Raw genomic sequence first — 21,340 nt, forward strand, 5'->3', positions numbered from 1 at the left:
TTCCACCATAGTGACATCGGCGTCAGGTTGCGGACCGCCGGGGCTTCCAGGCGCCCTGCCCACCCCGGATTGTGACTCATTCCACATGGCCTCGGGGAACTGTCGAGGACCGGTCTCGCGGGCGTCCCGGGCGGCGTCTCGACCCGTGGTCACTATGCTTCCTAGCATGTCGACCACTCCTGCGCCTGCCCCTTCTCCTGGTGGGTCGTCCACAGACGACCGGGCCGTCCCCGGCTTCCATGCCGTGATCCCCGCGGGCGGGGCTGGGACGCGGCTGTGGCCTCTGTCCCGGCGGGGCAACCCCAAGTTCCTGCTCGACCTCGCGGGCACCGGGCGCTCGCTCCTCCAGGCCACGGTCGACCGCCTGGCGCCCCTGACGGGCGAGGGAGGCATCGTCCTGGTCACGGGTCGCCAGCACGTGGCCTCGGCCAGGACGCAGCTGCCAGGGCTCGACGAGGACTCGGTGCTCGCCGAGCCGTCCCCCCGCGACTCGATGGCCGCCATCGGGCTGGCGGCCGCGGTCCTCGAGCAGCGTCACGGCGACGTGGTGATCGGCTCGTTCGCGGCCGACCAGGTCATCACGGGGCAGGCGGCGTTCGAGCAGGCCGTCCGGGAGGGTGTGGAGGCGGCGCGGGCGGGCTACGTCGTGACGGTCGGGATCGCGGCGTCGAGGCCGTCCACCGCTTTCGGCTACGTCCGCAGCGGGGCGTCGCTCGGCCTCGAGGGGGCGCCGACGGGTCTGCACGCCGAGGGCTTCACGGAGAAGCCCGACGCCCTGACCGCGCAGCGCTACGTGCGTTCGGGGGAGTACCGCTGGAACGCGGGCATGTTCATCACGCGGACCTCGGTCCTGCTCGGGCACCTGGCCGACCAGCGCCCCGAGCTCCACGACGGGCTGCGGCGGATCGCCGCGGCCTGGGACACGCCCGAGCGGGACCAGGTCCTCGCGGACGAGTGGCCCGGGCTCGAGAAGATCGCGATCGACCACGCGGTCGCCGAGCCCGTCGCCGCCGTGGGCGGGGTCGCGGTGGTGCCGGGCAACTTCGGCTGGGACGACGTGGGCGACTTCAACTCGCTCGCCGCCCTGCTGCCCGCAGCGGACGAGTCGGGCTCCAAGGTCCTGGGGGACGCCGGTCGGGTCGTCCGGCTCGAGAGCGCGGGCTCGGTCGTCGTCCCGGCGAGCGAGCGCGTCGTGACGATCCTCGGTCTCGACGACGTCGTGGTCGTCGACACACCGGACGCGCTCCTGGTCACGACGCGGGCGCGTGCGCAGCAGGTCAAGTCCATGGTCGACGCGGTGCGCGAGCGCGGGCTCGACGAGCTGCTCTGACCCCTTTCCTCACCGCTCGCCCGGGGTGCGCGCTCGCGCCCCGGGCGAGCGGCGCCGTCGGGCCGCGGGCCGGGTCTCCCGCGCGGCCCGACGGCGCAGCGCGGCCCGCGCAGGCTTCCCGCCGTCCCGGTGCGTGGCCGCCCCCGCCCCACCCGCACGGGTCGGCGATAGTCTCGGCGTGTGAGCACGCCTGAGGAGAGCATCCAGAACGACCGGTCCCCGTCGCTGCCCTCGGGCGGGGGGCGGACCGGGGCGGGGGACCATGTCACGGCCGTCGCGGCGTCGCTCGCGGACGAGCTGGTCGCGATCCGGCGCGACATCCACGCGCACCCCGAGGTCTCGCGGGCCGAGACCCGCACCACGGCACTGATCGCCGACCGCCTGCGCGCAGCCGGGCTCTCGCCGCGCCTGCTGCAGGGCACCGGTCTGGTCTGCGACATCGGCGGCACCGAGGGGCCCGACGGCGAGACGCGCGGCCGGGTCGCGCTGCGCGCCGACATCGACGCGCTGCCGCTCCAGGACCGCTGCGAGCTGCCGTGGGCCTCGACCGTCCCGGGGGTCGCGCACGCGTGCGGCCACGACGTCCACACGACCGTGGTGCTCGGGGCCGGCCTGGTCCTCGCCGAGCTCGCGCGACGCGGGGAGCTCGCCCGCCCCGTCCGGCTGATCTTCCAGCCCGCCGAGGAGGTCCAGCCCGGAGGGTCGCTCGACGTCATCGCGCAGGGCGGCCTCGACGGGGTCGACGAGATCTACGCGGTCCACTGCGACCCCAAGGTCGACGTGGGACAGATCGGCACGCGCATCGGACCCATCACCTCGGCCTCGGACGAGGTGTCGGTGACCATCACGTCGCCCGGGGGGCACACCTCTCGGCCGCACCTGACGGGCGACGTCGTCTACGCGCTCGGCCAGGTCATCACCCAGGTGCCGGCGGTGCTCGGGCGCCGGCTCGACCCGCGCTCGGGCGTCAACCTCACGTGGGGTGCGGTGCACGCGGGGTCGGCGCACAACGCGATCCCCAGCACCGGGACGGTCCGGGGGACGCTGCGCTGCCTCGACGTGCGGGCCTGGGAGTTCGCGGGGCAGGTGCTCCACGACGCGGTCGAGCAGGTCGTCGCGCCCTACGAGGTCGAGGTCACCGTGAACCACACGCGCGGCGTGCCGCCGGTCGAGAACGCCGAGGACTGCACGGGCGCCCTCGAGGCGGCCGCGCGCGACGTGCTCGGGCCGACCTCGGTGCTGCTGACCGAGCAGTCGCTCGGTGGGGAGGACTTCGCCTGGTACCTGACCAAGGTGCCGGGGGCCATGGCACGGCTCGGGACCCGGACGCCCGGCGGCCGGTCCTACGACATCCACCAGGGCGACCTGCAGATCGACGAGTCGGCGATCGGTGCCGGGGTCCGGCTGCTCGCGCGCGTCGCGCTGGGATGAGAGGGAGGGCCTCCGGGGAGCCGTGGCGGACTCTCTCGGGGGTACGGCGTGGTTGCTCGACACAACCAGGTGTCCGATCCGTGGACCGAGAACGACCACGGCTGAGACGCCAGATGACGCTTCCATAACGAAGCGGCGTCGTTACCCGCAAGTAACGTCCACGATTCCTGGACGTGGCTAGTGTTCGATCCATACAGGCCGACGGACTCCGTGACCTTCCCGTGCAACGGCGCGCGGGCGGGTCCCGGTCATCTCCGTGAGGCCATCGACGAGATCGACAGGAGCTCATGGTGAAGAGAGCAACGCAGATGACCGCGCTCGCGGCGGTCGCCGCGCTGACGCTGGCCGCATGTGGCAGCGCGCCCGACGAGGGTGGCAGCACGGGAACGGCGGGAGGCTCCGAGTCGAGCTTCAAGGCCTGCATGGTGTCCGACGCCGGCGGGTTCGACGACAAGTCCTTCAACGAGTCGGGCTACAACGGCCTCATGGCTGCCGAGAAGAACCTGGGCATCCAGACCGCCACGGCGGAGTCGAAGGAGGAGTCGAACTTCGCTCCGAACATCGACAACCTGATCTCCGAGAACTGCAACATCATCGTCACGGTCGGCTTCCTGCTCGCGACCGCCACGGGCGACGCGGCCCAGGCGAACGCCGACGTCGACTTCGCGATCGTCGACTCGACGGCGCAAGACGCTGACGGCAACACGATCGAGCTCGACAACGTCAAGCCCATCAGCTTCGACACCGCCCAGGCATCGTTCCTCGCGGGCTACCTCGCCGCGGGCATGAGCAAGACGGGCACGGTCGCCACCTACGGCGGTCTGCAGATCCCGTCCGTGACGATCTTCATGGACGGCTTCGTCGACGGCGTCGCGAACTACAACGAGACGCACGGCACCGACGTCAAGACCCTCGGCTGGAACAAGGAGTCGCAGAACGGCTCGTTCGCCGGTGGCTTCGAGGACCAGTCCCAGGGCCAGCAGCTCACGCAGACCTTCATCGACCAGGGTGCGGACATCATCATGCCCGTCGCCGGTCCGGTCGGTGTCGGCACGCTCGCCGCAGCCAAGGACGCGACCGACGTGTCGGTCATCTGGGTCGACGCCGACGGCTTCGAGACCAACCCCGACTCGGGCGACCTGATCCTGACCTCGGTCCTCAAGGAGATCGGTGCGGGCGTCGAGGACGTCATCACCGCAGCCTCCGAGGACGAGTTCTCGAACGAGCCCTACGTGGGCACGCTCGAGAACGGCGGCGTGGACATCGCGCCGTACCACGACTTCGAGTCCAAGGTCCCGCAGGAGCTCAAGGACGAGATCGACCAGCTCCGCAAGGACATCATCGACGGCACCATCGTCGTGGAGTCCCCGAGCTCGCCGTGACCTGACGCTGTACCTCGTGGTCGAGCCGGCCCGGCATCCTCGCCGGGCCGGCTCGACCAGTCTTGGGCTAACGTCACAGGCAAGGCTGCCTGTGCATCGAAGGGACCGTACGTGAAGCTGGAGCTCCGCGGTATCACCAAGTCGTTCGGACCGCTCGTCGCCAACGACCACATCGACCTCGTCATCGAACCGGGGCAGATCCATGCCCTTCTCGGGGAGAACGGCGCAGGCAAGAGCACGCTGATGAACGTGCTGTTCGGCCTCTACCAGGCCGACTCGGGCGCCATCCTGCTCGACGACGAGGAGCGCGCCTTCCGGGGACCGGGCGACGCGCTCGCCGCCGGGATCGGCATGGTGCACCAGCACTTCATGCTCGTGCCCGTGTTCACCGTCGCAGAGAACGTCATGCTCGGGCACGAGGACGTCAAGGCCGGGGGGTTCCTGGACCTCGAGGCCGCCCGTGCCCGGGTGCGCGACCTGTCCGCGCGGTTCGGCTTCGGCCTGGACCCGGACGCCGTCGTCGAGGACCTGCCGGTCGGCGTGCAGCAGCGCGTCGAGATCGTCAAGGCGCTCGCACGCGAGGCCAAGGTCCTCATCCTCGACGAACCCACCGCGGTGCTGACCCCGCAGGAGACCGACGAGCTGATCGAGATCATGCGACAGCTCAAGGCCTCGGGCACGTCGATCGTCTTCATCACGCACAAGCTGCGCGAGGTCAAGGCCGTCGCCGACGTCATCACGGTCATCCGTCGTGGTGCGGTCGTCGGCAAGGCCGAGCCGTCAGCCTCCGAGACCGAGCTCGCGTCGCTCATGGTGGGGCGCTCGGTCTCGCTCGGTCTCGACAAGGCACCCCCGCAGCTCGGTGAGGAGACCTTCGTGGTCACGGACCTCACGGTCCTCGCGCCCAACGGGCAGGCCGTCGTCGACCGGGTCTCGTTCTCGGTCGCAGAGGGCGAGATCCTCGCCGTCGCGGGCGTGCAGGGCAACGGGCAGACCGAGCTCACCGAGGCCATCCTCGGGCTGCTGCCCTCCGCGGAGGGGTCGATCGCGCTCCACGGCAAGGAGCTGCGCGGGCTCTCGCCCGACGCGGCCCTCGACGCCGGGATCGGGTTCGTGCCCGAGGACCGCAAGGTCGACGGGCTCGTCCTCGACTTCACGGTCGCGGAGAACCTCGTGCTCGACCTCTACGACAAGTCCCCGTACGCGCGGGGCATCGCGCTCAACCTGCCGGAGATCCGGCGCAACGCCGAGCACCGCATCAGCGAGTTCGACATCCGCACGCAGGGCCCCGGTCAGGAGGTCGGCCGGCTCTCCGGCGGCAACCAGCAGAAGGTCGTCCTCGCGCGGGAGCTCTCGCGCCCGCTCAAGCTCTTCATCGCGAGCCAGCCGACGCGCGGCGTGGACGTGGGATCCATCGAGTTCCTGCACCGCCGCATCGTCCAGGAGCGCGACAACGGCACCCCGGTGATCATCGTCTCGACCGAGCTCGACGAGGTCGTCGAGCTCGCCGACCGCATCGCCGTGATGTACCGCGGGCGCATCGTGGGCTTCGTCCCGCCCACGACGTCGCGCGAGGTGCTCGGCCTCATGATGGCCGGCGTGCCCTACGACGAGGCCACCGCACAGGTGACCGACCAGACCGACACGACGGGAGCAACCCAGTGACCGACCAGCAGCCCGTCCCTCCGGCGACGGGGGAGCCGGCCCCCGAGGCGCCGAGCGCGGCGAAGCCCGCGAGCGACGCCCGCTGGGCTGCGACCTTCCGGGAGATCACGACGGGCCCGTTCGGCGTCACCGTCCTGGCGTTCGTCCTGGCGCTCGTCATCGGCGGGCTCCTGATCATCGTCACAGACCCCGACGTGACGGCTGCCGCGAGCTACCTCTTCGCCAAGCCCGCCGACTTCTTCGGTGCGGCCTGGAGCGCGGTGGCTGACGCCTACTCGGCCATGTTCCGCGGCGCGGTCTACAACTACGAGGCCCCGACGTTCGCCCGCGGCATCCGCTCGCTGACCGAGACCATGACCGTCTCGACGCCGCTCATCATCGCGGCCCTCGGCGTGGCCGTCGGCTTCCGTGCGGGCCTGTTCAACATCGGCGCGCAGGGGCAGGTCCTCATGGGGGCTGCGATCGGCGGCTACGTGGGCTTCGCCTGGAACCTGCCACCCGTCCTGCACCTGCTGCTCGCGCTGCTCGGCGGCGTGCTCGCCGGTGGCTTCTGGGCCGGCATCGCCGGATTCCTCAAGGCCCGTACGGGCGCGCACGAGGTGATCGTGACGATCATGCTGAACTACGTCGCGCTCTACCTCGTCGCGTGGTTCCTCACGACCAGCGCGTTCACCCGGCCGGGCTCCAACCAGCCCAAGAGCCCGGGCGTCAAGGACACGGCCCAGCTGCCGCTGCTCCTGGGCGACCAGTTCCGCCTCAACGCGGGCTTCCTGGTCGCGATCCTGGCCGCGGTCTTCGTCTGGTGGCTCATGTCCCGCTCGACGTGGGGCTTCCGGTTCCGCGCGGTGGGCTCCAACCCGCAGGCCGCCCGGACCGCAGGCATGGGAGTGGCGTCGTCGTTCGTGCTCGTCATGGTCGTCTCGGGTGCCCTCGCGGGCCTCGCGGGCGCCGTGCAGATCCTCGGTACGGAGAAGGCGCTGACCGGCGGGATCGCCGGTTCGATCGGGTTCGACGCGATCACCGTCGCCCTGCTGGGCAGGTCCAAGCCGCTCGGCATCTTCTTCGCGGGCCTGCTGTACGCCGGGCTCAACGTGGGTGGACGGGCCATGGAGGCCTCGACGGGTACGTCGATCAACATCGTCCTGGTCATCCAGTCGCTCGTCGTGCTCTTCATCGCGGCCCCGCCGCTCGTCCGGGCCATCTTCCGGCTGCCCGCCCCGAACCCCGTCGTCGTGAAGGGAGCCAGCGCATGACCGCCATGGCCGCACCGCGTACCCAGGTCGCTGCCGTGACGGCGACCCGCAGCTGGAAGGTCCCCATCACGCTCGGGGTCTTCGGCCTGCTCTCGTTCGTCCTGTTCGGTCTCCTGGGACCTGCCGGTTCCGTGACGACCTTCGGGATCTCCACGGGGGCCGACCTCCTCAAGTTCGACCCGGTCGAGCTCCCCACGCGGGCCACCGCGATCGTGCTCTCGGTGCTCTGCCTGCTCCTGGCCGGCTACGCGACCTTGCGGGTCCGCGCGGACAAGCCGGTCGGGCGCTGGGTGCTCGCGGTCTTCGGCGTCCTGTGGGTCCTGACGTTCCTCGTGTGGGCCGTCGCGGACAAGAGCACGTCGATCGTGAGCCTCCTGCAGGGCTCGCTGCTCCTCGCGGTCCCGCTCGCGTTCGGTGCGCTCGGCGGTCTGCTCAACGAGCGGGCCGGCGTCGTCAACATCGCGATCGAGGGTCAGCTGCTCACGGGCGCTTTCGGCGCTGCGGTGCTCGCCTCGGTCGTGGGCAACGCGTACGTGGGTCTGGTCGCCGCTCCGCTCGCGGGGCTGCTCATCGGCGCGATGCTCGCGCTGTTCACGGTCAAGTACCACGTGAACCAGATCATCGTCGGTGTGGTGCTCAACGTGTTCGCCGTGGGCCTGACGAGCTTCCTGTTCTCCTCGGTGCTCAAGAACGACCCCGCGACGCTCAACACGCCGCCGCGCCTGCCGACGCTCCCGATCCCGCTGCTCTCCGAGATCCCGATCATCGGCCCGGTGCTGTTCCGCCAGTCGATCATCGTGTACCTGCTCTACGTCGCGGTCATCGTCATTAGCATCGCGCTCTTCCGCACCCGCTGGGGCCTGCGCGTCCGTTCGGTCGGGGAGTACCCCCAGGCTGCGGACACGGTCGGCATCAACGTCAACCGCACCCGGTGGGGCAACGTCCTGCTCGGGTCCATGGTCGCGGGCCTCGGCGGTGCGTTCTTCACGATCGGGTCCGTGGGTGCGTTCGGCCAGGAGATGACGGCCGGCAAGGGCTACATCGCGCTCGCCGCGATGATCCTGGGTCGCTGGAGCCCGTGGGGGGCCCTGGGCGCCGCGCTGCTCTTCGGGTTCGCCGACAAGCTGCAGCAGGTGCTCGGCGTCCTCGAGACCCCGATCCCCAACCAGTTCATGCTCATGCTGCCCTACGTCGTGACGATCTTCGCGGTCGCCGGCCTGGTCGGTCGCGTGCGCGGGCCCGCTGCCGCGGGCGAACCGTACGTGAAGGGATGACCGGATGAGCGACGAGACACCGACGATCGACTGGGAGGGCCTGCGGGTCGCCGCCCGGGCCGCGATGGAGAAGGCGTACGCGCCCTACTCCTCGTTCAAGGTCGGGGCCGCGGCGCTGGTCGACGACGGCCGGCTGGTCACGGGCGCCAACATCGAGAACGCGGCGTACGGCGTGACGCTGTGCGCCGAGTGCTCGCTCGTGAGCGACCTGATCGGGAGCGGAGGCGGGCGCCTCGTGGCGTTCGCCTGCGTCGACGGGCACGGCAACGTGCTCATGCCGTGCGGACGGTGCCGCCAGCTCCTGTGGGAGCACGGCGGGCCCCGGCTGCTCGTGGAGACGACCCGTGGCATCAAGCCCATGACCGATGTGCTGCCCGACGCTTTCGGGCCTGAAGATCTGGTGGAGCGAGCATGAGCACGCAGAGCACTCCGGTGGGCGCCTCCGGCGCGCTGCCGAACAAGGAGACCGAGTCGTTCGACGCGGTCGACGTCATCCGCACCAAGCGGGACAAGGGCCGTCTGTCGGCCGAGCAGATCGACTGGGTCATCGACGCCTACACGCGCGGTGTCGTGGCCGAGGAGCAGATGGCCGCCCTCAACATGGCGATCCTGCTCAACGGCATGGACCGCACGGAGATCGGGCGCTGGACCGCGGCCATGATCGCCTCGGGCGAGCGCATGAACTTCTCGGCGCTCTCGCGTCCCACGGCCGACAAGCACTCGACGGGAGGCGTGGGGGACAAGATCACGTTGCCGCTCGCTCCGCTCGTCGCGGTCTTCGGGGTCGCGGTGCCGCAGCTCTCGGGGCGCGGTCTGGGGCACACGGGGGGCACGCTCGACAAGCTCGAGTCCATCCCCGGCTGGCGCGCCGCCCTGACGAACGAGCAGATGATGAACCAGCTCGAGCACGTGGGCGCCGTCATCTGCCAGGCGGGCTCGGGGCTGGCCCCGGCCGACCGCAAGCTCTACGCGCTGCGCGACGTCACGGCCACGGTCGAGGCGATCCCGCTCATCGCGTCCTCGATCATGAGCAAGAAGATCGCCGAGGGCACGGGTGCGCTCGTCCTGGACGTCAAGGTCGGCTCGGGCGCGTTCATGAAGGACATCGAGCAGGCGCGCGAGCTCGCGCGGACCATGGTGGACCTGGGCACGGACGCGGGCGTCCGCACGGTCGCGCTGCTGACCGACATGTCGACCCCGCTGGGGCTGACGGCAGGCAACGCGCTCGAGGTCCGCGAGACGCTCGACGTGCTCTCCGGCGGAGGCCCGCGCGACGTCGTCGACCTGACCGTCGCGCTCGCGGTCGAGATGCTCGACGCGGCGGGCAGGCCCGTCCCGGAGGACGAGGTGCGGCACGCGCTCTCCAACGGCCGGGCCATGGACAAGTGGCGCGAGATGATCGCGGAGCAGGGCGGCGACGCCCGCGCTCCGCTTCCCGTGGCGCGCGAGAAGGAGCACGTGGTCGCCGACCGCGACGGCGTCCTCTCGCACCTCGACGCGTTCGGCGTGGGGGTCGCGGCCTGGCGCCTCGGTGCGGGCCGTGCCCGCAAGGAGGACCCGGTGCAGGCCGGGGCGGGGATCGAGATCCACGCCAAGCCGGGCGACGTGGTCACCAAGGGGCAGCACCTGCTCACGCTCCACACCGACACCCCGGAGCGGTTCGACCGGGCGGTCGAGGCGCTCGAGGGCGCCTGGGCCGTCGCGGACCCGGGCACGGTCGTCGAGACGCCGGCCCTGATCCTCGACCGGCTCGCCTGACATGACGGCGGAGGGGGAGGCCTCGGGGGGCGCGGCACCGCGCGACCCGGAGGCCTCCCCGCCCGACGACCGCCGACCCCGTTCGGTCTACGGCGTCGGCGAGGAGCCGGACATCCGCTTCAGCCTGGCCAACGAGCGCACTGCGTTGGCCTGGGTACGCACGGGGCTCGGCCTGGTCGCGGGCGGGGTCGCGCTGACGTCGTTCGCGTCGTTCGCGGACCTCACGGGGTTCGTCGACCTGATCGCCGCGGTGGCCTGCCTCACGGGGGCCGGGTTCGCGGGGTACGCGCTCCTCTCCTGGAAGCGCGTCGAGCGGGCGATCCGCCGGGGCGACCCGCTGCCGTCCCCGACCGGTCTGCCCGTGCTCGTCGCGGGCGTCGTCGTGCTCGCGCTGCTCGTGGCCGGGTACGCGGTCACCGAGGTCTGGCGGCGGTGACGCCGCCGACCCGGGACCCGGGGCTCCAGCCAGAGCGCACGGCCCTGGCCTGGCAGCGCACGGTCCTCGCGGTCGTGATCGGCGCGATCCTGCTCGCGGTGGCCGGTCTGCGCGCGGGACAGCCGGTCCTCGCGGCGTGCGCGGGGACGCTCGCGGTCGCGACGCTCGTGCCCGCGGTCCTGCGGCCGCCGTCGGGCGGTCTGCCCCGGGACGGCCGTCTGAGGTCGTGGGGTTTCCTGGTCCGGGTCGCCGCGCTCGTGGGCGTCCTGGGCCTGCTGGGCGCGGCGAGCGCACTCGTCCGGCTGCTCTGAGGGCGGCGGTGCGAGGAGCGAGGCGCTCGACGTGTGCGAAGGATGGCAGGCTGTCCGGATGATCCTCGCCGACCTCCAGCTCACCCGGGTCCTGCGCGCAGCGGGCGCGGGCCGGGGTCCGTTGCCCCTGCCGCCTCCGTCGGGGCGCTATGCCCTGCCCGACGCCGCAGCCTCCTCGGCCCGTCGGGCCGCCCTGCGCGCGGGGCATCCCGGGCAGGTCGCCGACCGGCTCGTCACGGTGCTCGAGTCGCTGCGCCCGTGGGAGCGCGAGCACGTGCTCGACCCGCTGCGTCGCCGCTCCGTCGCACCCGACCAGCGCCGTGACCTCGCGGGTGGACCCGACCTGACGGTCGGGCGGCCGGTCGGTCAGGGGCAGGGGTCGGCCCCGGGGCGCCCGGACCTGCGCTTCCCCGAACCGCTCGTGCTGGGCCGGGCCCGCGCCGTCCAGGTCGACGAGACGACGTGCGGGTCCGCGGTGCTGGCCGTCCTGGCCGCGGCGGGGGACCCGGTGGTCTCGTTGTGGCTCGTCGCCGGGACGGACGTCTCGCGAGGGGCCCGCGAGCTCGTCGTGAGCGAGGGCCAGGTGGACGCGACCGCCCGGGAGCTCGAGACGTCGTCGGGCCGGTTCCAGGCGCTCCAGCGCCTCCTCAAGGCGCGCACGACGCGGGCCGCGCTCGGCCCCTTCCCGTGGCCCGGCAGGCTCGGGACGCCGCCCTGGACGGCCGCACGCGACGCCCGCTACGCGGACGTGCGCTTCACGCACCGGATCGTCGCGGGCGGCGGGCCAGGGGACCCGGTGCTCGCGAGCGCGCTGCGGTCCGTGGCCGCGGGCGTGCCGGTGCCGCTGTACACGGGCGGCGACGTCGGGACCGGGTGGTCCACCGCGGTGCCGCGGCACGTCGTGCTCCTGGCCGGGGTGAGCGGTCCTCAGGCCGAGGCGGGAGGGGACGACGGGACACCGGCGCACGGGGGTCGCTGGTGCTCGGTCTACGAGCCGTCGTCCGGGGCGCTGCACCGCGTGCGGGTCGCCGACCTCCTGGCGGGCACCCGCGTCGCGGGGGACCCGAGCAAGGCCGTGCGCCGCGCGCTCGGGGGCTGGCCGTACGTGACCTGGGCGGTCCTGCCCGCCGGACGGGCTGGCGGGTCGCGCCGGGTCGGGTGACGATGGAGGGACGGCGAGAGGAGCACCCCCATGAGCACCGTGCCCGGAGCGGAGGCCTGGCGAGACGCCGGGCTGGTCACCCCCGACGACGTCCCCACGAACCTGGTCGAGGAGGAGTCGCAGGGCGACCCGCCGCCCTCGCCCGAGGACGCCGAGGACTACACCCCGGGGACCCCGCGGCCCGACCTGGACGGTGAGGCCGCCGAGGCCGACGTCGTCGAGCAGGCTGCCGTGGTCCCGGTCGGCGAGGGCGGGGACGACGACGCGGACGTCCCGGGCGACGACGGCGCGTGAGACCGCATGACCGCCCGTGACGCAGCCGTGACCTGCCCGGCGGGGCGGACGTCGGGTGCACCCGTCCCCTGCCCGGTAGCGTGAGCGCATGACCTCCACACCCTCCTCAGTGAGCGAGACCGTCGCGGCGATCGCCGCGCTCCCCAAGGTCGTCCTCCACGACCACCTCGACGGCGGGCTGCGCCCCGCGACGATCATCGAGCTGGCCGCCGCGATCGGGCACGACCTGCCCGCGACCGAGCCGGACGCGCTGGGCACCTGGTTCGTCGAGTCGGCCGACTCGGGCTCGCTCGTGCGCTACCTCGAGACCTTCGACCACACCATCGCCGTCATGCAGACGCCCGAGGCCCTCGCGCGCGTCGCCCGCGAGTCCGTCCTCGACCTGGCCGCGGACGGCGTCGTGTACGCCGAGCAGCGCTGGGCCCCCGAGCAGCACGTGCAGCGCGGCCTGAGCCTGCAGGACACCGTGGACGCCGTCCAGGCCGGGCTCGAGGAGGGCGTGGCCCTCGCCGCGGCCCAGGGACGCACCATCCGCGTGGGCCAGCTCGTGACCGCGATGCGGCACGCCGACCGCTGGCAGGAGATCGCCGAGCTCGCGGTCGCCAACCGGGGCAACGGCGTCGTCGGGTTCGACATCGCCGGGGCCGAGGACGGCTTCCCGCCCTCGCGCTTCCCCGCCGTGTGGCAGTACCTGGCCGACGAGAACTTCCCCGTGACGATCCACGCGGGCGAGGCGTCGGGCGTCACGTCGATCGCCGAGGCGGTCCACCTGGGCCAGGCCTCGCGCGTGGGCCACGGTGTGCGCCTCATCGAGGACATCTCGTTCGACGAGAGCCACGGCACGGCGGCCCTGGGGCAGTTCGCCCACTGGGTCCGCGACCACCAGATCCCGCTCGAGCTGTGCCCCGTCTCGAACCTGCAGACCGGTGCGGCGGGCTCGATCGCGACGCACCCCATCACCCGCCTCAAGGAGCTCGACTTCGCGGTCACGCTCAACACGGACAACCGCCTCATGTCGCGCACGTCCATGACCCACGAGATGACGCTGCTCGTCGAGCAGGCCGGCTGGACGCTCGAGGACCTCTACGACGTGACGGCCACGGCCGCGTGGAGCGCCTTCATCCACCACGACGAGCGCCGTGCGCTCATCGACGACGTCATCCTCCCCGGCTACCAGGAGATCCAAGGAGCACAGCTGTGAGCACCGCAGGCACGTCCCCCCTGGACCGCGCGTCCCTCGCGCAGTTCGTCGACCACACCCTCCTCAAGCCCGAGGCGACCCGCGCGGACTTCGAGGCGCTCGTCGACGAGGGCGTCGCGCTCGGCGTCTACTCGGTGTGCGTCTCGCCCTCGGTCCTGCCGCTCGACGGCAAGGGCCTGAAGATCGCGACCGTGTGCGGGTTCCCGTCGGGCACCCACCACAGCGAGGTCAAGGCCGCCGAGGCGGCCCGCTCGATCGCGGACGGCGCGGACGAGGTCGACATGGTCATCGACCTGGGTGCGGCCAAGGCGGGGGACTGGGCGTACGTCCAGGCGGACATCGCGGCCGTGCGGGCCGCTGTCCCGGCCCCCAAGATCCTCAAGGTCATCATCGAGTCCGCGGCACTGACGGACCACGAGATCGTCGAGGCGTGCCGCGCCTCGGAGGCCGCGGGCGCCGACTTCGTCAAGACCTCGACGGGCTTCCACCCGGCCGGTGGCGCCTCGACGCACGCGGTGTCCATCATGGCGGAGACCGTGGGCGGCCGGCTCGGGGTCAAGGCCTCGGGCGGCGTGCGCACGCTCGCCGACGCTCTCGCGATGATCGAGCACGGCGCGACGCGCCTGGGCCTGTCCGGGACCGCGGCCGTGCTCGCGGGCTTCGACGGGATCGAGCCCGTCGAGGGCGGTTCGTCGGGCTACTGACCCGTTCGTCACGACCGAGGGGTGGCCGAGCCTGGACGGGCGGCCACCCCTCGGCACGTCCGGGATTAGGCTAGCCTCACTTCGCCATCACCGGCGGAGCGCACCCTGGAGGACCGCATGACCGACCCCACCCCCCGCAGGCCCGAGCGCGTCGCGACCCACGCCGTGGTGGTGCGCACCGAGCGGCTCACGCCGCACATGATCCGCGTCGTCCTCGGCGGGGACGGGCTCGACGGGTTCGACGCCGGTCCGTACACCGACCGCTACGTCAAGCTGCTCTTCCCCGAGGCGGCCGGGCCCGAGGGGCGCGTCCCGATGCGCACGTACACGATCCGCTCGTGGGACCCCGCGGCGCGCGAGCTGGCCATCGACTTCGTCGCGCACGGCGACGAGGGGCTCGCGGGCCCCTGGGCGTCCGCCGCACGGGTGGGGGACCCGATCTCCTTCTTCGGTCCGGGAGGCGACTACGCGCCGTCGGGCACCGCGGACTGGCACCTGCTGGTGGGTGACGAGAGCGCCCTGCCCGCGATCGCTGCGGCCCTCGAGGCCGTGCCCGACGGCGTGCCCGTCCTCGCGGTCGTCGAGGTCGCCTCCGCGGACGAGCAGCAGCCCCTCACCTCACCCGGAGCGCTCGACCTGCGATGGGTGCGCCGCGACGAGCACCCCGACCGGGCGCCCGGCGAGGCGCTCGTCGAGGCCGTCGAGAGCCTCACGTTCCTGCCCGGGACGCCCCAGGTGTTCCTGCACGGCGACGCCGGGTTCGTACGGACCCTGCGCCGCCACGTCCGGCTCGAGCGGCAGGTACCCGTGACGTCGCTCTCGGCGTCGGGCTACTGGCGCCGCGGACGCACCGAGGAGGGCTGGCGCGCCGAGAAGGCCGACTGGAAGGCCGCCGTGGCGCGCGACGAGGAGCCCGCGCTGCGGTCCTGATCCGCGGACCTCGGCCCCCACGTCTCGGGCCGCCGCCCGTCCCCGGACGGGGACTGCACGGCGGCCCGAGGGGCGCAGGAGCGATGGGTCAGATCCCGAGCGCCGCCGCGACGTCGCGGCGGACGTGGTCGAGCCGGGTCCGTGCGAACGCGCGGGCGGCCGTGAGGTCGTCGTAGCTCGCGTCGGGTGCGACCGGGACGATGACCTCGAGGTAGCACTTGACCTTGGGCTCGGTACCGCTGGGGCGCACGATGACCCGGGTCCCGTCCGCGGACAGCAGCCGCACGCCGTCGGTCGGGGGCAGGCCGTCGAGACCGTCCGACAGGTCGACGACCTCGCTCACGCCCGAACCGGCGAGCGTCCGCGGAGGCGCTGCACGCAGCCGCGACATGGCCGCCGTGATCTGGTCCAGGTCCGTGAACCGGGCCGAGAGCTGGTCGGTCACGTGCAGGCCGTGCGTGCGCGCCAGGTCGTCGAGCGCGTCGACGAGCGTGCGCCCCTCGGCCTTGAGCCGGTTGGCGAGCTGTGCGAGCAGCAGCGCAGCACTGATGCCGTCCTTGTCGCGCACGTTCTGCGGGTCCACGCAGTAGCCGAGCGCTTCCTCGTAGCCGTAGACCAGGCCGTCGACGCGCGAGATCCACTTGAACCCCGTGAGCGTCGAGGCGTAGCCCAGGCCGTGGCTCTCGGCGATCTTGCGCAGCAGCCGCGAGGACACGATCGAGCTCGCGAAGAACTGCGTCCCGGGGGCGGTGCGCAGCCGTTCCGCCCGCTTGCCGATCTCCTCGCCGAGGAGCGAACCCACCTCGTCACCGTGCAGCATGCGCCACCCGTTCGAGCGCGCGGTCTCGGCGCCCTGGTAGGTCCCGACGCGCGGGTCGTAGACGGCCAGCGCGCACCGGTCGGCGTCCGGGTCGTTCGCGATCACCAGGTCTGCCTTGGCGTCCTGCGCGTACGCGAGCGCGAGGTCGATCGCGCCGGGCTCCTCCGGGTTGGGGAAGGCCACGGTCGGGAACAGGGGGTTCGCCTCGAACTGCTCGGCGACGCTGATGACGTCGGTGAAGCCCGCGTTCTCGAGGACCCGGTTGACGACCGCCCCGCCCACGCCGTGCAGCGGGGTCGCGACGATGCGCAGGTCGCGCGCCGCGCCGTCGGACAGGCGGCCCACGGACTCGACGTAGCCGAGTGCCAGGTCACGACCGAGGACCGTCCAGCCGTCGGTCGCCCGCGGGACCCGTGCCGCCACGGGGGCGCGGTGGATCGCCGCCGCGATCTCGGCGTCGTACGGGGGCACGATCTGGGCGCCCTGGCCCGAGTCGGTCACGACCCGCCCACCCAGGTAGACCTTGTAGCCGTTGTCCCGCGGAGGGTTGTGGCTCGCGGTCACCATGACGCCCGCGTCGGCGCCCAGGTGGCGCACGGCGTAGGCGAGCACAGGCGTGGGGAGGGCCGACGGGAGGATCGAGGCCTCGACCCCGGCGGCGGTGAAGACCGCGGCGCTGTCCTGCGCGAACGTGTGCGAGTGGTGGCGGGCGTCGTAGCCGATCACGACCCGCGGGGTCTGGCCGGGCAGAGCGTCGCGCAGGAACGACGCGAGGCCCGCGGCGGCGCGGATGACCACCGCACGGTTCATGCGGTTCGGGCCGGCCGCCATCTCGCCGCGCAGGCCGGCCGTGCCGAACTGCAGCGTCCCGGAGAAGCGGTCGCGGAGCTCGGCGCGGGCCCGTGCACGCACCTCGTGGTCGCGCGGGTCGGGGGAGTCGGCCTCCGCGAGCAGCGTGCGCAGCTCGAGCTGGTCGGCGGGCTCGGGGTCCGCCTCGATCCAGGCCTCGACCTGCGCGAGGAAGGCCGCGTGGCCGGCGCCGGCCTCGTACCCGGGGTCGTCGACCTCGTTGGCGAAGGGCTCGGGGTTCGTCATCTCACACCAACTTCGCGATCTGGGCGAGCAGGGAGCTGATCCGGGGACCGGCAGCCTGGCCGGCCTCGATGACCTCGCCGTGCGAGAGCGGCGTGGGGCTGATCCCCGCGGCGAGGTTGGTCACGAGCGAGATGCCCAGCACCTCGAGGCCCGCGTGCCGTGCGGCGATGGCCTCGAGAGTGGTCGACATGCCCACCAGGTCCGCGCCCAGGATCCCGGCCATGCGGACCTCGGCCGGGGTCTCGTAGTGCGGGCCGGGGAACTGCGCGTAGACGCCCTCGCCGAGCGAGCCGTCGACCGACCGGGCCAGGTCCCGCAGGCGCGGGGAGTACAGGTCCGTGAGGTCGACGAACGTGGCCCCCTCGAGGGGCGAGGTCGCGGTGAGGTTGATGTGGTCACGGATGAGGACCGGGGTGCCCGGCCCATGGTCCAGGTTCAGGCCACCGCAGCCGTTGGTCAGGATGACGGTCTGCGCGCCGGTCGCGGCAGCGGTCCGCACGCCGTGGACGACGTGGCGGACGCCCTTGCCCTCGTACAGGTGCGTGCGCGACCCGAGCACGAGCGCGTGGCGGACCGAGCCGTCGGCGCGCTCGATCCGGATCGAGCGGGTCGTGCCCACGTGCCCGGCGACGGCAGGCTTGGAGAAGCCGGGGATCTCGTTCGTGGGGATCTCCGCGACGACGTCGCCCAGGAGCTCGGCAGCCCCGCCCCAGCCGGACCCGAGCACGAGGGCCACGTCGTGCCCCTCGATCCCGGTGGCGTGGGCGATGTGGTCGGCAGCGGCGCGGGCCACGAGGAACGGGTCGGTGGTGGGGTCGTCGAGAGACAAGGTCGTCGTCATAGGACGAGGCTAGCCGTTCTTGGGCCTCGCGCCCCGCCGAAGACCCACCCGGGGACCGGGTGACCGATCTGTCCGCATGCTGACACGGTGACCTCGGACTTCCTGACACAATGGCACCCGTGACGAACGAGAACAGTGACCTGCAGGCCAGCCGTATCGTGATCGTGGGCGGTGGTCCCGGAGGCTACGAGGCGGCCCTCGTCGCCCGTCGGCTCGGTGCGGACGTCACGGTGGTCGAGCGCCAGGGGCTCGGGGGGGCCGCGGTGCTCACCGACGTCGTCCCCTCCAAGACCCTCATCGCGACCGCCGACTGGATGACCATCGCGGACCGCGCGGCAGACCTCGGCATCCGCCTGCCGGTCGACACCGTCAAGGCGGCGCACCCGGCGATGCGCCGGCACATGGTGGACCTCGACGCCGTCAACACCCGTGTCATGGCGCTCGCGGCCGCCCAGTCGGCCGACATCCACGCGCGTCTCGAGCGCGAGGGCGTGCGCGTGCTCCTCGGCGAGGGCCGCCTCGACGGGCCCACGCGCGTGCAGGTGACGCCCGCGGACGCGGACGAGCCACCCGTCACGCTCGACGCGGACGTCATCCTGCTCGCGCTCGGCGCGACGCCGCGCGTGCTGCCGACCGCCGTCCCGGACGGCGAGCGCATCCTCACGTGGACCCAGCTCTACAACCTCAAGGAGCTCCCCGAGCGGCTGATCGTCGTCGGCTCGGGCGTCACGGGCGCCGAGTTCGCGGGGGCGTACAACGCACTGGGCTCGGACGTCGTGCTCGTCTCGAGCCGCGACCGCGTCCTGCCGGGTGAGGACGCCGACGCCGCCGAGCTCATCGAGGGCGTCTTCCGCTCGCGGGGCATGACGGTCATGTCGCGCTCGCGTGCCGAGGCCGCCGTGCGCACCGAGGACGGGGTCGAGGTCACGCTCGCCGACGGCCGGGTCGTCCAGGGAACCCACGTCCTGCTCGCGGTCGGGTCCATCCCCTCGACGCAGGGGATCGGGCTCGAGGAGGCGGGGGTGCGCCTCACGCCGAGCGGCCACGTCCAGGTCGACAAGGTCTCGCGCACGTCGGTGCGCGGCATCTACGCGGCCGGCGACTGCACGGGCATCCTGCCGCTCGCCTCGGTCGCCGCGATGCAGGGCCGTGTCGCCATGTCGCACGCCCTGGGCGACGCCGTGAGCCCCATCAAGCTGCGCACGGTCGCGGCGAACATCTTCACGGCCCCCGAGATCGCGACCGTCGGGTACAGCGAGGAGAAGCTCAAGGAGCAGGGCTCCAAGTACGTGACCACGACGCTGCCCCTGGCCCGCAACCCGCGCGCCAAGATGCTCGGCATGCGCGACGGGTTCGTCAAGCTGTTCGCGCACCCCGAGGCCGGCGTCGTGCTCGGCGGCGTGGTCGTGGCGCCGCGGGCCAGCGAGCTCGTCTTCCCGATCACCCTCGCGGTCGCGCACCGCCTCACGGTCGACGACGTGGCCGAGGCCTTCACGGTCTACCCGTCGCTGAGCGGGTCCATCGCCGAGGTCGCCCGCATGCTCCACCACCGCGAGGACTGAAAGCGCAAAGGTGCTGCAGTTCTGCCCACTTCGAAGAGTGTCCTTATCTCCAAAGTAGTGCCCTACGAGTAGGAACTAAGCCCGGCGTCGAGGCTCCAAATCTCGACGTTGCTAAGGCCGGACCGAACTTGATAGTCATCGCGCTCGGCGATAATAGCGAGGTCGCCAACGCCTATTCTTCGTGTCAGAAGTTCCAAGAGCTCCTCGCCTGTAGAAGCCCCATGTAGTAGTGTGAGCCAAAACTCTTCGGACCAATCTACCTGATTGAATAGCCAAGGCGACTTGCTTCCCGCGATCAGGCTGAGCAATCTACAGAAGCGTTCGGATGTGGTTCGGCGTGTAGGTCCGTCATTAAGTTGAGCAACAAAGTTCCCGCACTCAATCACAGCGGTCACAGGCAGGAGGAGTGTGGCGCCGGAAGCGGCCAATTGCTGAAACTCCGATTGAACCTCGTCCCGATCCTGATCTCGCCCGGGTACTGGAATGAAGTTGACGAGAACGCTTGTGTCTACAAACATGATGCGCGTCATTCGACATTCCCCAGAAAATCCAAAAAGTCAGAGTAGTCAGTAGGTGTTTTGCTCGGTCCAGCAAGATTTCCACTGGTCACTACATCGCCAAGGCCCCCCAGGGTCATTGCTCGAGCATATCCAGGCAAACTCGTCACTCGCCCGAGTTCGGATTTGCCGGTTTCTCTATTTCGATAGCAAACGATGACTGATCGATTGAGTGGGCCCTTGATAGCGTTCAAGAGAGCGGGACTGTGGGTTGTAAGGAGTACTTGGGTATCGAGTTCCGCACTTACTTCTCGAATAAAGTTCAGTACGTGCTCGGCTTGGGCTGGATGCAGACCGTTCTCGATCTCTTCGACAACCAGCGTAACGCCTGGTTCTGCCGCCGTGGGGTCTAGAGTCTCGGCGATATCTAGCCCCCGATTCGATGTCAGGAGGGCGGTGCAGATCGCGGTAAACCTAAGCAGTCCATCGCTCATTTCTCTAGCTGGGGTGACTTCCTCGTCTCCTCCGACCATTTCCGAAAGTGCCATCATTACGTCGCCAAAATCTGATCGAACAACCCTAATGGTATTAAGGTCGAGGTCCGAGACGCTTCCAAGCAATGCAACGATGCGGCCCAGTGTGTCGTTGTCGGTAGAGCGGAGCTTCCCGATCGCTGCTGAGATATTCGCTCCGGTGCGCTGGAGATCGCTGAATCGCTCGGGCGTATAGGAGCGCATCAGATGTGGGATCGGATCGAGGTGAAAGATTCCGATCATCGCACTTGTCACCGCAGAGCACGCGGCTTGAATTGCGCGCTCTGCCGAATTCTTGCCTGAAAGGCGAATGGGAGCCTGTGTAATTATAAGTCTGTTGTCGCGAAAAGCCTCGCTCGGGTTTGTTCCGCGTCTGCCATTGTATATTTCAGCATTGATAGACGATGAGCGGCCTGACGTTAGTTGCGACTTGATGAGGTCGCGCTGTTCGATCCGGCCAGACTTAATCGCGGGCGCTGGGCCTGTGAGTGATTCGCGCAATACCCGCACTTCCGGGCTTGTTTGGATCGAGACGTCGTATTCGAATGCTCTGCCTTCGTGAACGACTCGACATCCGATTTCGAAAGAGTTGGATCCATGTGGAGAGCAGCCAGCAGAGCCACCCCGAATGGCGTCGCGGCTTCTTGATTCGGTATCGAGCGCGTCCCGGATGTCATCGCCAGATGCGAGCCTAGAAAGCACTTCGAGCCCGTCGAGGGCGTTAGATTTTCCGGCCCCGTTGCGGCCGATCAGGATCGTTGTGGCATCGATTGGAAGCGTTTGACGTCGAAACGACTTGAATGAAGTTAGGCGTAGTTCTGTGATTCTCGCTGCTGCCATGACGGTTCCCTTCGGGGTCTT

The 21,340-nt window shown here is 71.1% G+C and carries 19 protein-coding genes; 16 read left to right on the top strand and 3 right to left on the bottom strand.

The features are described 5' to 3' along the window. The first annotated feature begins 166 nt into the window (after positions 1-166). The 15 genes from ASE27_RS11755 (at position 167) to ASE27_RS11825 (ending at position 15,131) form a co-directional block, all read left to right on the top strand. Complete coding sequence (locus ASE27_RS11755; RefSeq protein ID WP_056650315.1) at positions 167-1,330, top strand: mannose-1-phosphate guanylyltransferase; 1,164 nt, start codon at positions 167-169, stop codon at positions 1,328-1,330. Between the two features lie 225 nt (positions 1,331-1,555). Continuing rightward, a complete protein-coding gene (locus ASE27_RS11760) occupies positions 1,556-2,761 on the top strand; it encodes an amidohydrolase (RefSeq protein WP_056651340.1) in 1,206 nt (401 codons plus the stop codon). Between the two features lie 290 nt (positions 2,762-3,051). After that, positions 3,052-4,143, top strand: a complete 1,092-nt coding sequence (locus tag ASE27_RS11765; protein WP_056651343.1) for a BMP family protein — start codon at positions 3,052-3,054, stop codon at positions 4,141-4,143. A gap of 111 nt (positions 4,144-4,254) precedes the next feature. Further along, positions 4,255-5,808 carry an ABC transporter ATP-binding protein gene (locus ASE27_RS11770; RefSeq protein WP_056650318.1) on the top strand — a complete coding sequence of 518 codons (1,554 nt, stop codon included), beginning with the start codon at positions 4,255-4,257 and terminating at the stop codon, positions 5,806-5,808. Continuing rightward, the gene (locus ASE27_RS11775) at positions 5,805-7,061 is read left to right on the top strand and encodes an ABC transporter permease (protein ID WP_056650320.1); all 1,257 of its coding nucleotides are present in this window, start codon (positions 5,805-5,807) and stop codon (positions 7,059-7,061) included. The genes ASE27_RS11770 and ASE27_RS11775 overlap by 4 nt, the downstream gene beginning before the upstream one ends. A gap of 5 nt (positions 7,062-7,066) precedes the next feature. After that, positions 7,067-8,335, top strand: a complete 1,269-nt coding sequence (locus ASE27_RS11780; RefSeq protein WP_056651346.1) for an ABC transporter permease — start codon at positions 7,067-7,069, stop codon at positions 8,333-8,335. Positions 8,336-8,339: 4 nt separating this feature from the next. Then, complete coding sequence (locus ASE27_RS11785; RefSeq protein WP_056650323.1) at positions 8,340-8,750, top strand: cytidine deaminase; 411 nt, start codon at positions 8,340-8,342, stop codon at positions 8,748-8,750. Continuing rightward, positions 8,747-10,093, top strand: coding sequence for a thymidine phosphorylase (locus ASE27_RS11790; protein ID WP_056650326.1), 1,347 nt, complete (start codon positions 8,747-8,749; stop codon positions 10,091-10,093). Before ASE27_RS11785 ends, ASE27_RS11790 begins: the two co-directional genes overlap by 4 nt. Position 10,094: 1 nt before the next feature. Then, positions 10,095-10,529: a YidH family protein gene (locus ASE27_RS11795; protein ID WP_056650329.1), complete on the top strand. Its 435-nt coding sequence runs from the start codon at positions 10,095-10,097 to the stop codon at positions 10,527-10,529. Beyond that, complete coding sequence (locus ASE27_RS11800; protein ID WP_056650332.1) at positions 10,526-10,840, top strand: DUF202 domain-containing protein; 315 nt, start codon at positions 10,526-10,528, stop codon at positions 10,838-10,840. Before ASE27_RS11795 ends, ASE27_RS11800 begins: the two co-directional genes overlap by 4 nt. A gap of 58 nt (positions 10,841-10,898) precedes the next feature. Then, positions 10,899-12,002: a hypothetical protein gene (locus ASE27_RS11805; RefSeq protein WP_056650333.1), complete on the top strand. Its 1,104-nt coding sequence runs from the start codon at positions 10,899-10,901 to the stop codon at positions 12,000-12,002. Positions 12,003-12,032: 30 nt separating this feature from the next. Next, complete coding sequence (locus ASE27_RS11810; RefSeq protein ID WP_056650337.1) at positions 12,033-12,296, top strand: hypothetical protein; 264 nt, start codon at positions 12,033-12,035, stop codon at positions 12,294-12,296. An 88-nt stretch (positions 12,297-12,384) separates the two neighbouring features. Next, a complete protein-coding gene (locus ASE27_RS11815) occupies positions 12,385-13,497 on the top strand; it encodes an adenosine deaminase (RefSeq protein ID WP_056650340.1) in 1,113 nt (370 codons plus the stop codon). Next, positions 13,494-14,201 carry a deoxyribose-phosphate aldolase gene (deoC, locus tag ASE27_RS11820; RefSeq protein ID WP_056650343.1) on the top strand — a complete coding sequence of 236 codons (708 nt, stop codon included), beginning with the start codon at positions 13,494-13,496 and terminating at the stop codon, positions 14,199-14,201. Before ASE27_RS11815 ends, deoC begins: the two co-directional genes overlap by 4 nt. Positions 14,202-14,318: 117 nt before the next feature. After that, on the top strand, positions 14,319-15,131 hold the full coding sequence (locus ASE27_RS11825) for a siderophore-interacting protein (protein WP_056650345.1): 813 nt from the start codon (positions 14,319-14,321) through the stop codon (positions 15,129-15,131). Positions 15,132-15,219: 88 nt separating this feature from the next. Here the strand turns inward: ASE27_RS11825 and ASE27_RS11830 are convergent, their stop codons facing one another. Together ASE27_RS11830 and ASE27_RS11835 are read right to left on the bottom strand one after the other, a co-directional pair. After that, positions 15,220-17,046: a phospho-sugar mutase gene (locus ASE27_RS11830; protein ID WP_082608865.1), complete on the bottom strand. Its 1,827-nt coding sequence runs from the start codon at positions 17,044-17,046 to the stop codon at positions 15,220-15,222. Between the two features lies 1 nt (position 17,047). After that, positions 17,048-17,887, bottom strand: coding sequence for a purine-nucleoside phosphorylase (locus ASE27_RS11835; RefSeq protein WP_056650348.1), 840 nt, complete (start codon positions 17,885-17,887; stop codon positions 17,048-17,050). A gap of 110 nt (positions 17,888-17,997) precedes the next feature. Between ASE27_RS11835 and ASE27_RS11840 the strand changes: the two genes are divergently transcribed. Beyond that, complete coding sequence (locus ASE27_RS11840) at positions 17,998-19,449, top strand: NAD(P)H-quinone dehydrogenase (RefSeq protein ID WP_056650351.1); 1,452 nt, start codon at positions 17,998-18,000, stop codon at positions 19,447-19,449. 526 nt (positions 19,450-19,975) lie between these two features. Here ASE27_RS11840 and ASE27_RS19815 read toward each other — a convergent pair. After that, complete coding sequence (locus tag ASE27_RS19815) at positions 19,976-21,319, bottom strand: AAA family ATPase (protein ID WP_162259227.1); 1,344 nt, start codon at positions 21,317-21,319, stop codon at positions 19,976-19,978. Positions 21,320-21,340: the final 21 nt, after the last annotated feature.

This window comes from Oerskovia sp. Root918 (assembly GCF_001428945.1).
Lineage (GTDB): Bacteria > Actinomycetota > Actinomycetes > Actinomycetales > Cellulomonadaceae > Oerskovia > Oerskovia enterophila.

What these genes read in the sequence shown, in the direction of transcription:
- ASE27_RS11755 (WP_056650315.1), top strand. Translation starts at nt 167, where the DNA reads ATGTCGACCACTCCTGCGCCTGCCCCTTCTCCTGGTGGGTCGTCCACA.
- ASE27_RS11780 (WP_056651346.1), top strand. Translation starts at nt 7,067, where the DNA reads ATGGCCGCACCGCGTACCCAGGTCGCTGCCGTGACGGCGACCCGCAGC.
- ASE27_RS11785 (WP_056650323.1), top strand. Translation starts at nt 8,340, where the DNA reads ATGAGCGACGAGACACCGACGATCGACTGGGAGGGCCTGCGGGTCGCC.
- ASE27_RS11790 (WP_056650326.1), top strand. Translation starts at nt 8,747, where the DNA reads ATGAGCACGCAGAGCACTCCGGTGGGCGCCTCCGGCGCGCTGCCGAAC.
- ASE27_RS11795 (WP_056650329.1), top strand. Translation starts at nt 10,095, where the DNA reads ATGACGGCGGAGGGGGAGGCCTCGGGGGGCGCGGCACCGCGCGACCCG.
- ASE27_RS11805 (WP_056650333.1), top strand. Translation starts at nt 10,899, where the DNA reads ATGATCCTCGCCGACCTCCAGCTCACCCGGGTCCTGCGCGCAGCGGGC.
- ASE27_RS11810 (WP_056650337.1), top strand. Translation starts at nt 12,033, where the DNA reads ATGAGCACCGTGCCCGGAGCGGAGGCCTGGCGAGACGCCGGGCTGGTC.
- ASE27_RS11815 (WP_056650340.1), top strand. Translation starts at nt 12,385, where the DNA reads ATGACCTCCACACCCTCCTCAGTGAGCGAGACCGTCGCGGCGATCGCC.
- ASE27_RS11825 (WP_056650345.1), top strand. Translation starts at nt 14,319, where the DNA reads ATGACCGACCCCACCCCCCGCAGGCCCGAGCGCGTCGCGACCCACGCC.
- ASE27_RS11830 (WP_082608865.1), bottom strand. Translation starts at nt 17,046, where the DNA reads ATGACGAACCCCGAGCCCTTCGCCAACGAGGTCGACGACCCCGGGTAC.
- ASE27_RS11835 (WP_056650348.1), bottom strand. Translation starts at nt 17,887, where the DNA reads ATGACGACGACCTTGTCTCTCGACGACCCCACCACCGACCCGTTCCTC.
- ASE27_RS11840 (WP_056650351.1), top strand. Translation starts at nt 17,998, where the DNA reads ATGGCACCCGTGACGAACGAGAACAGTGACCTGCAGGCCAGCCGTATC.
- ASE27_RS19815 (WP_162259227.1), bottom strand. Translation starts at nt 21,319, where the DNA reads ATGGCAGCAGCGAGAATCACAGAACTACGCCTAACTTCATTCAAGTCG.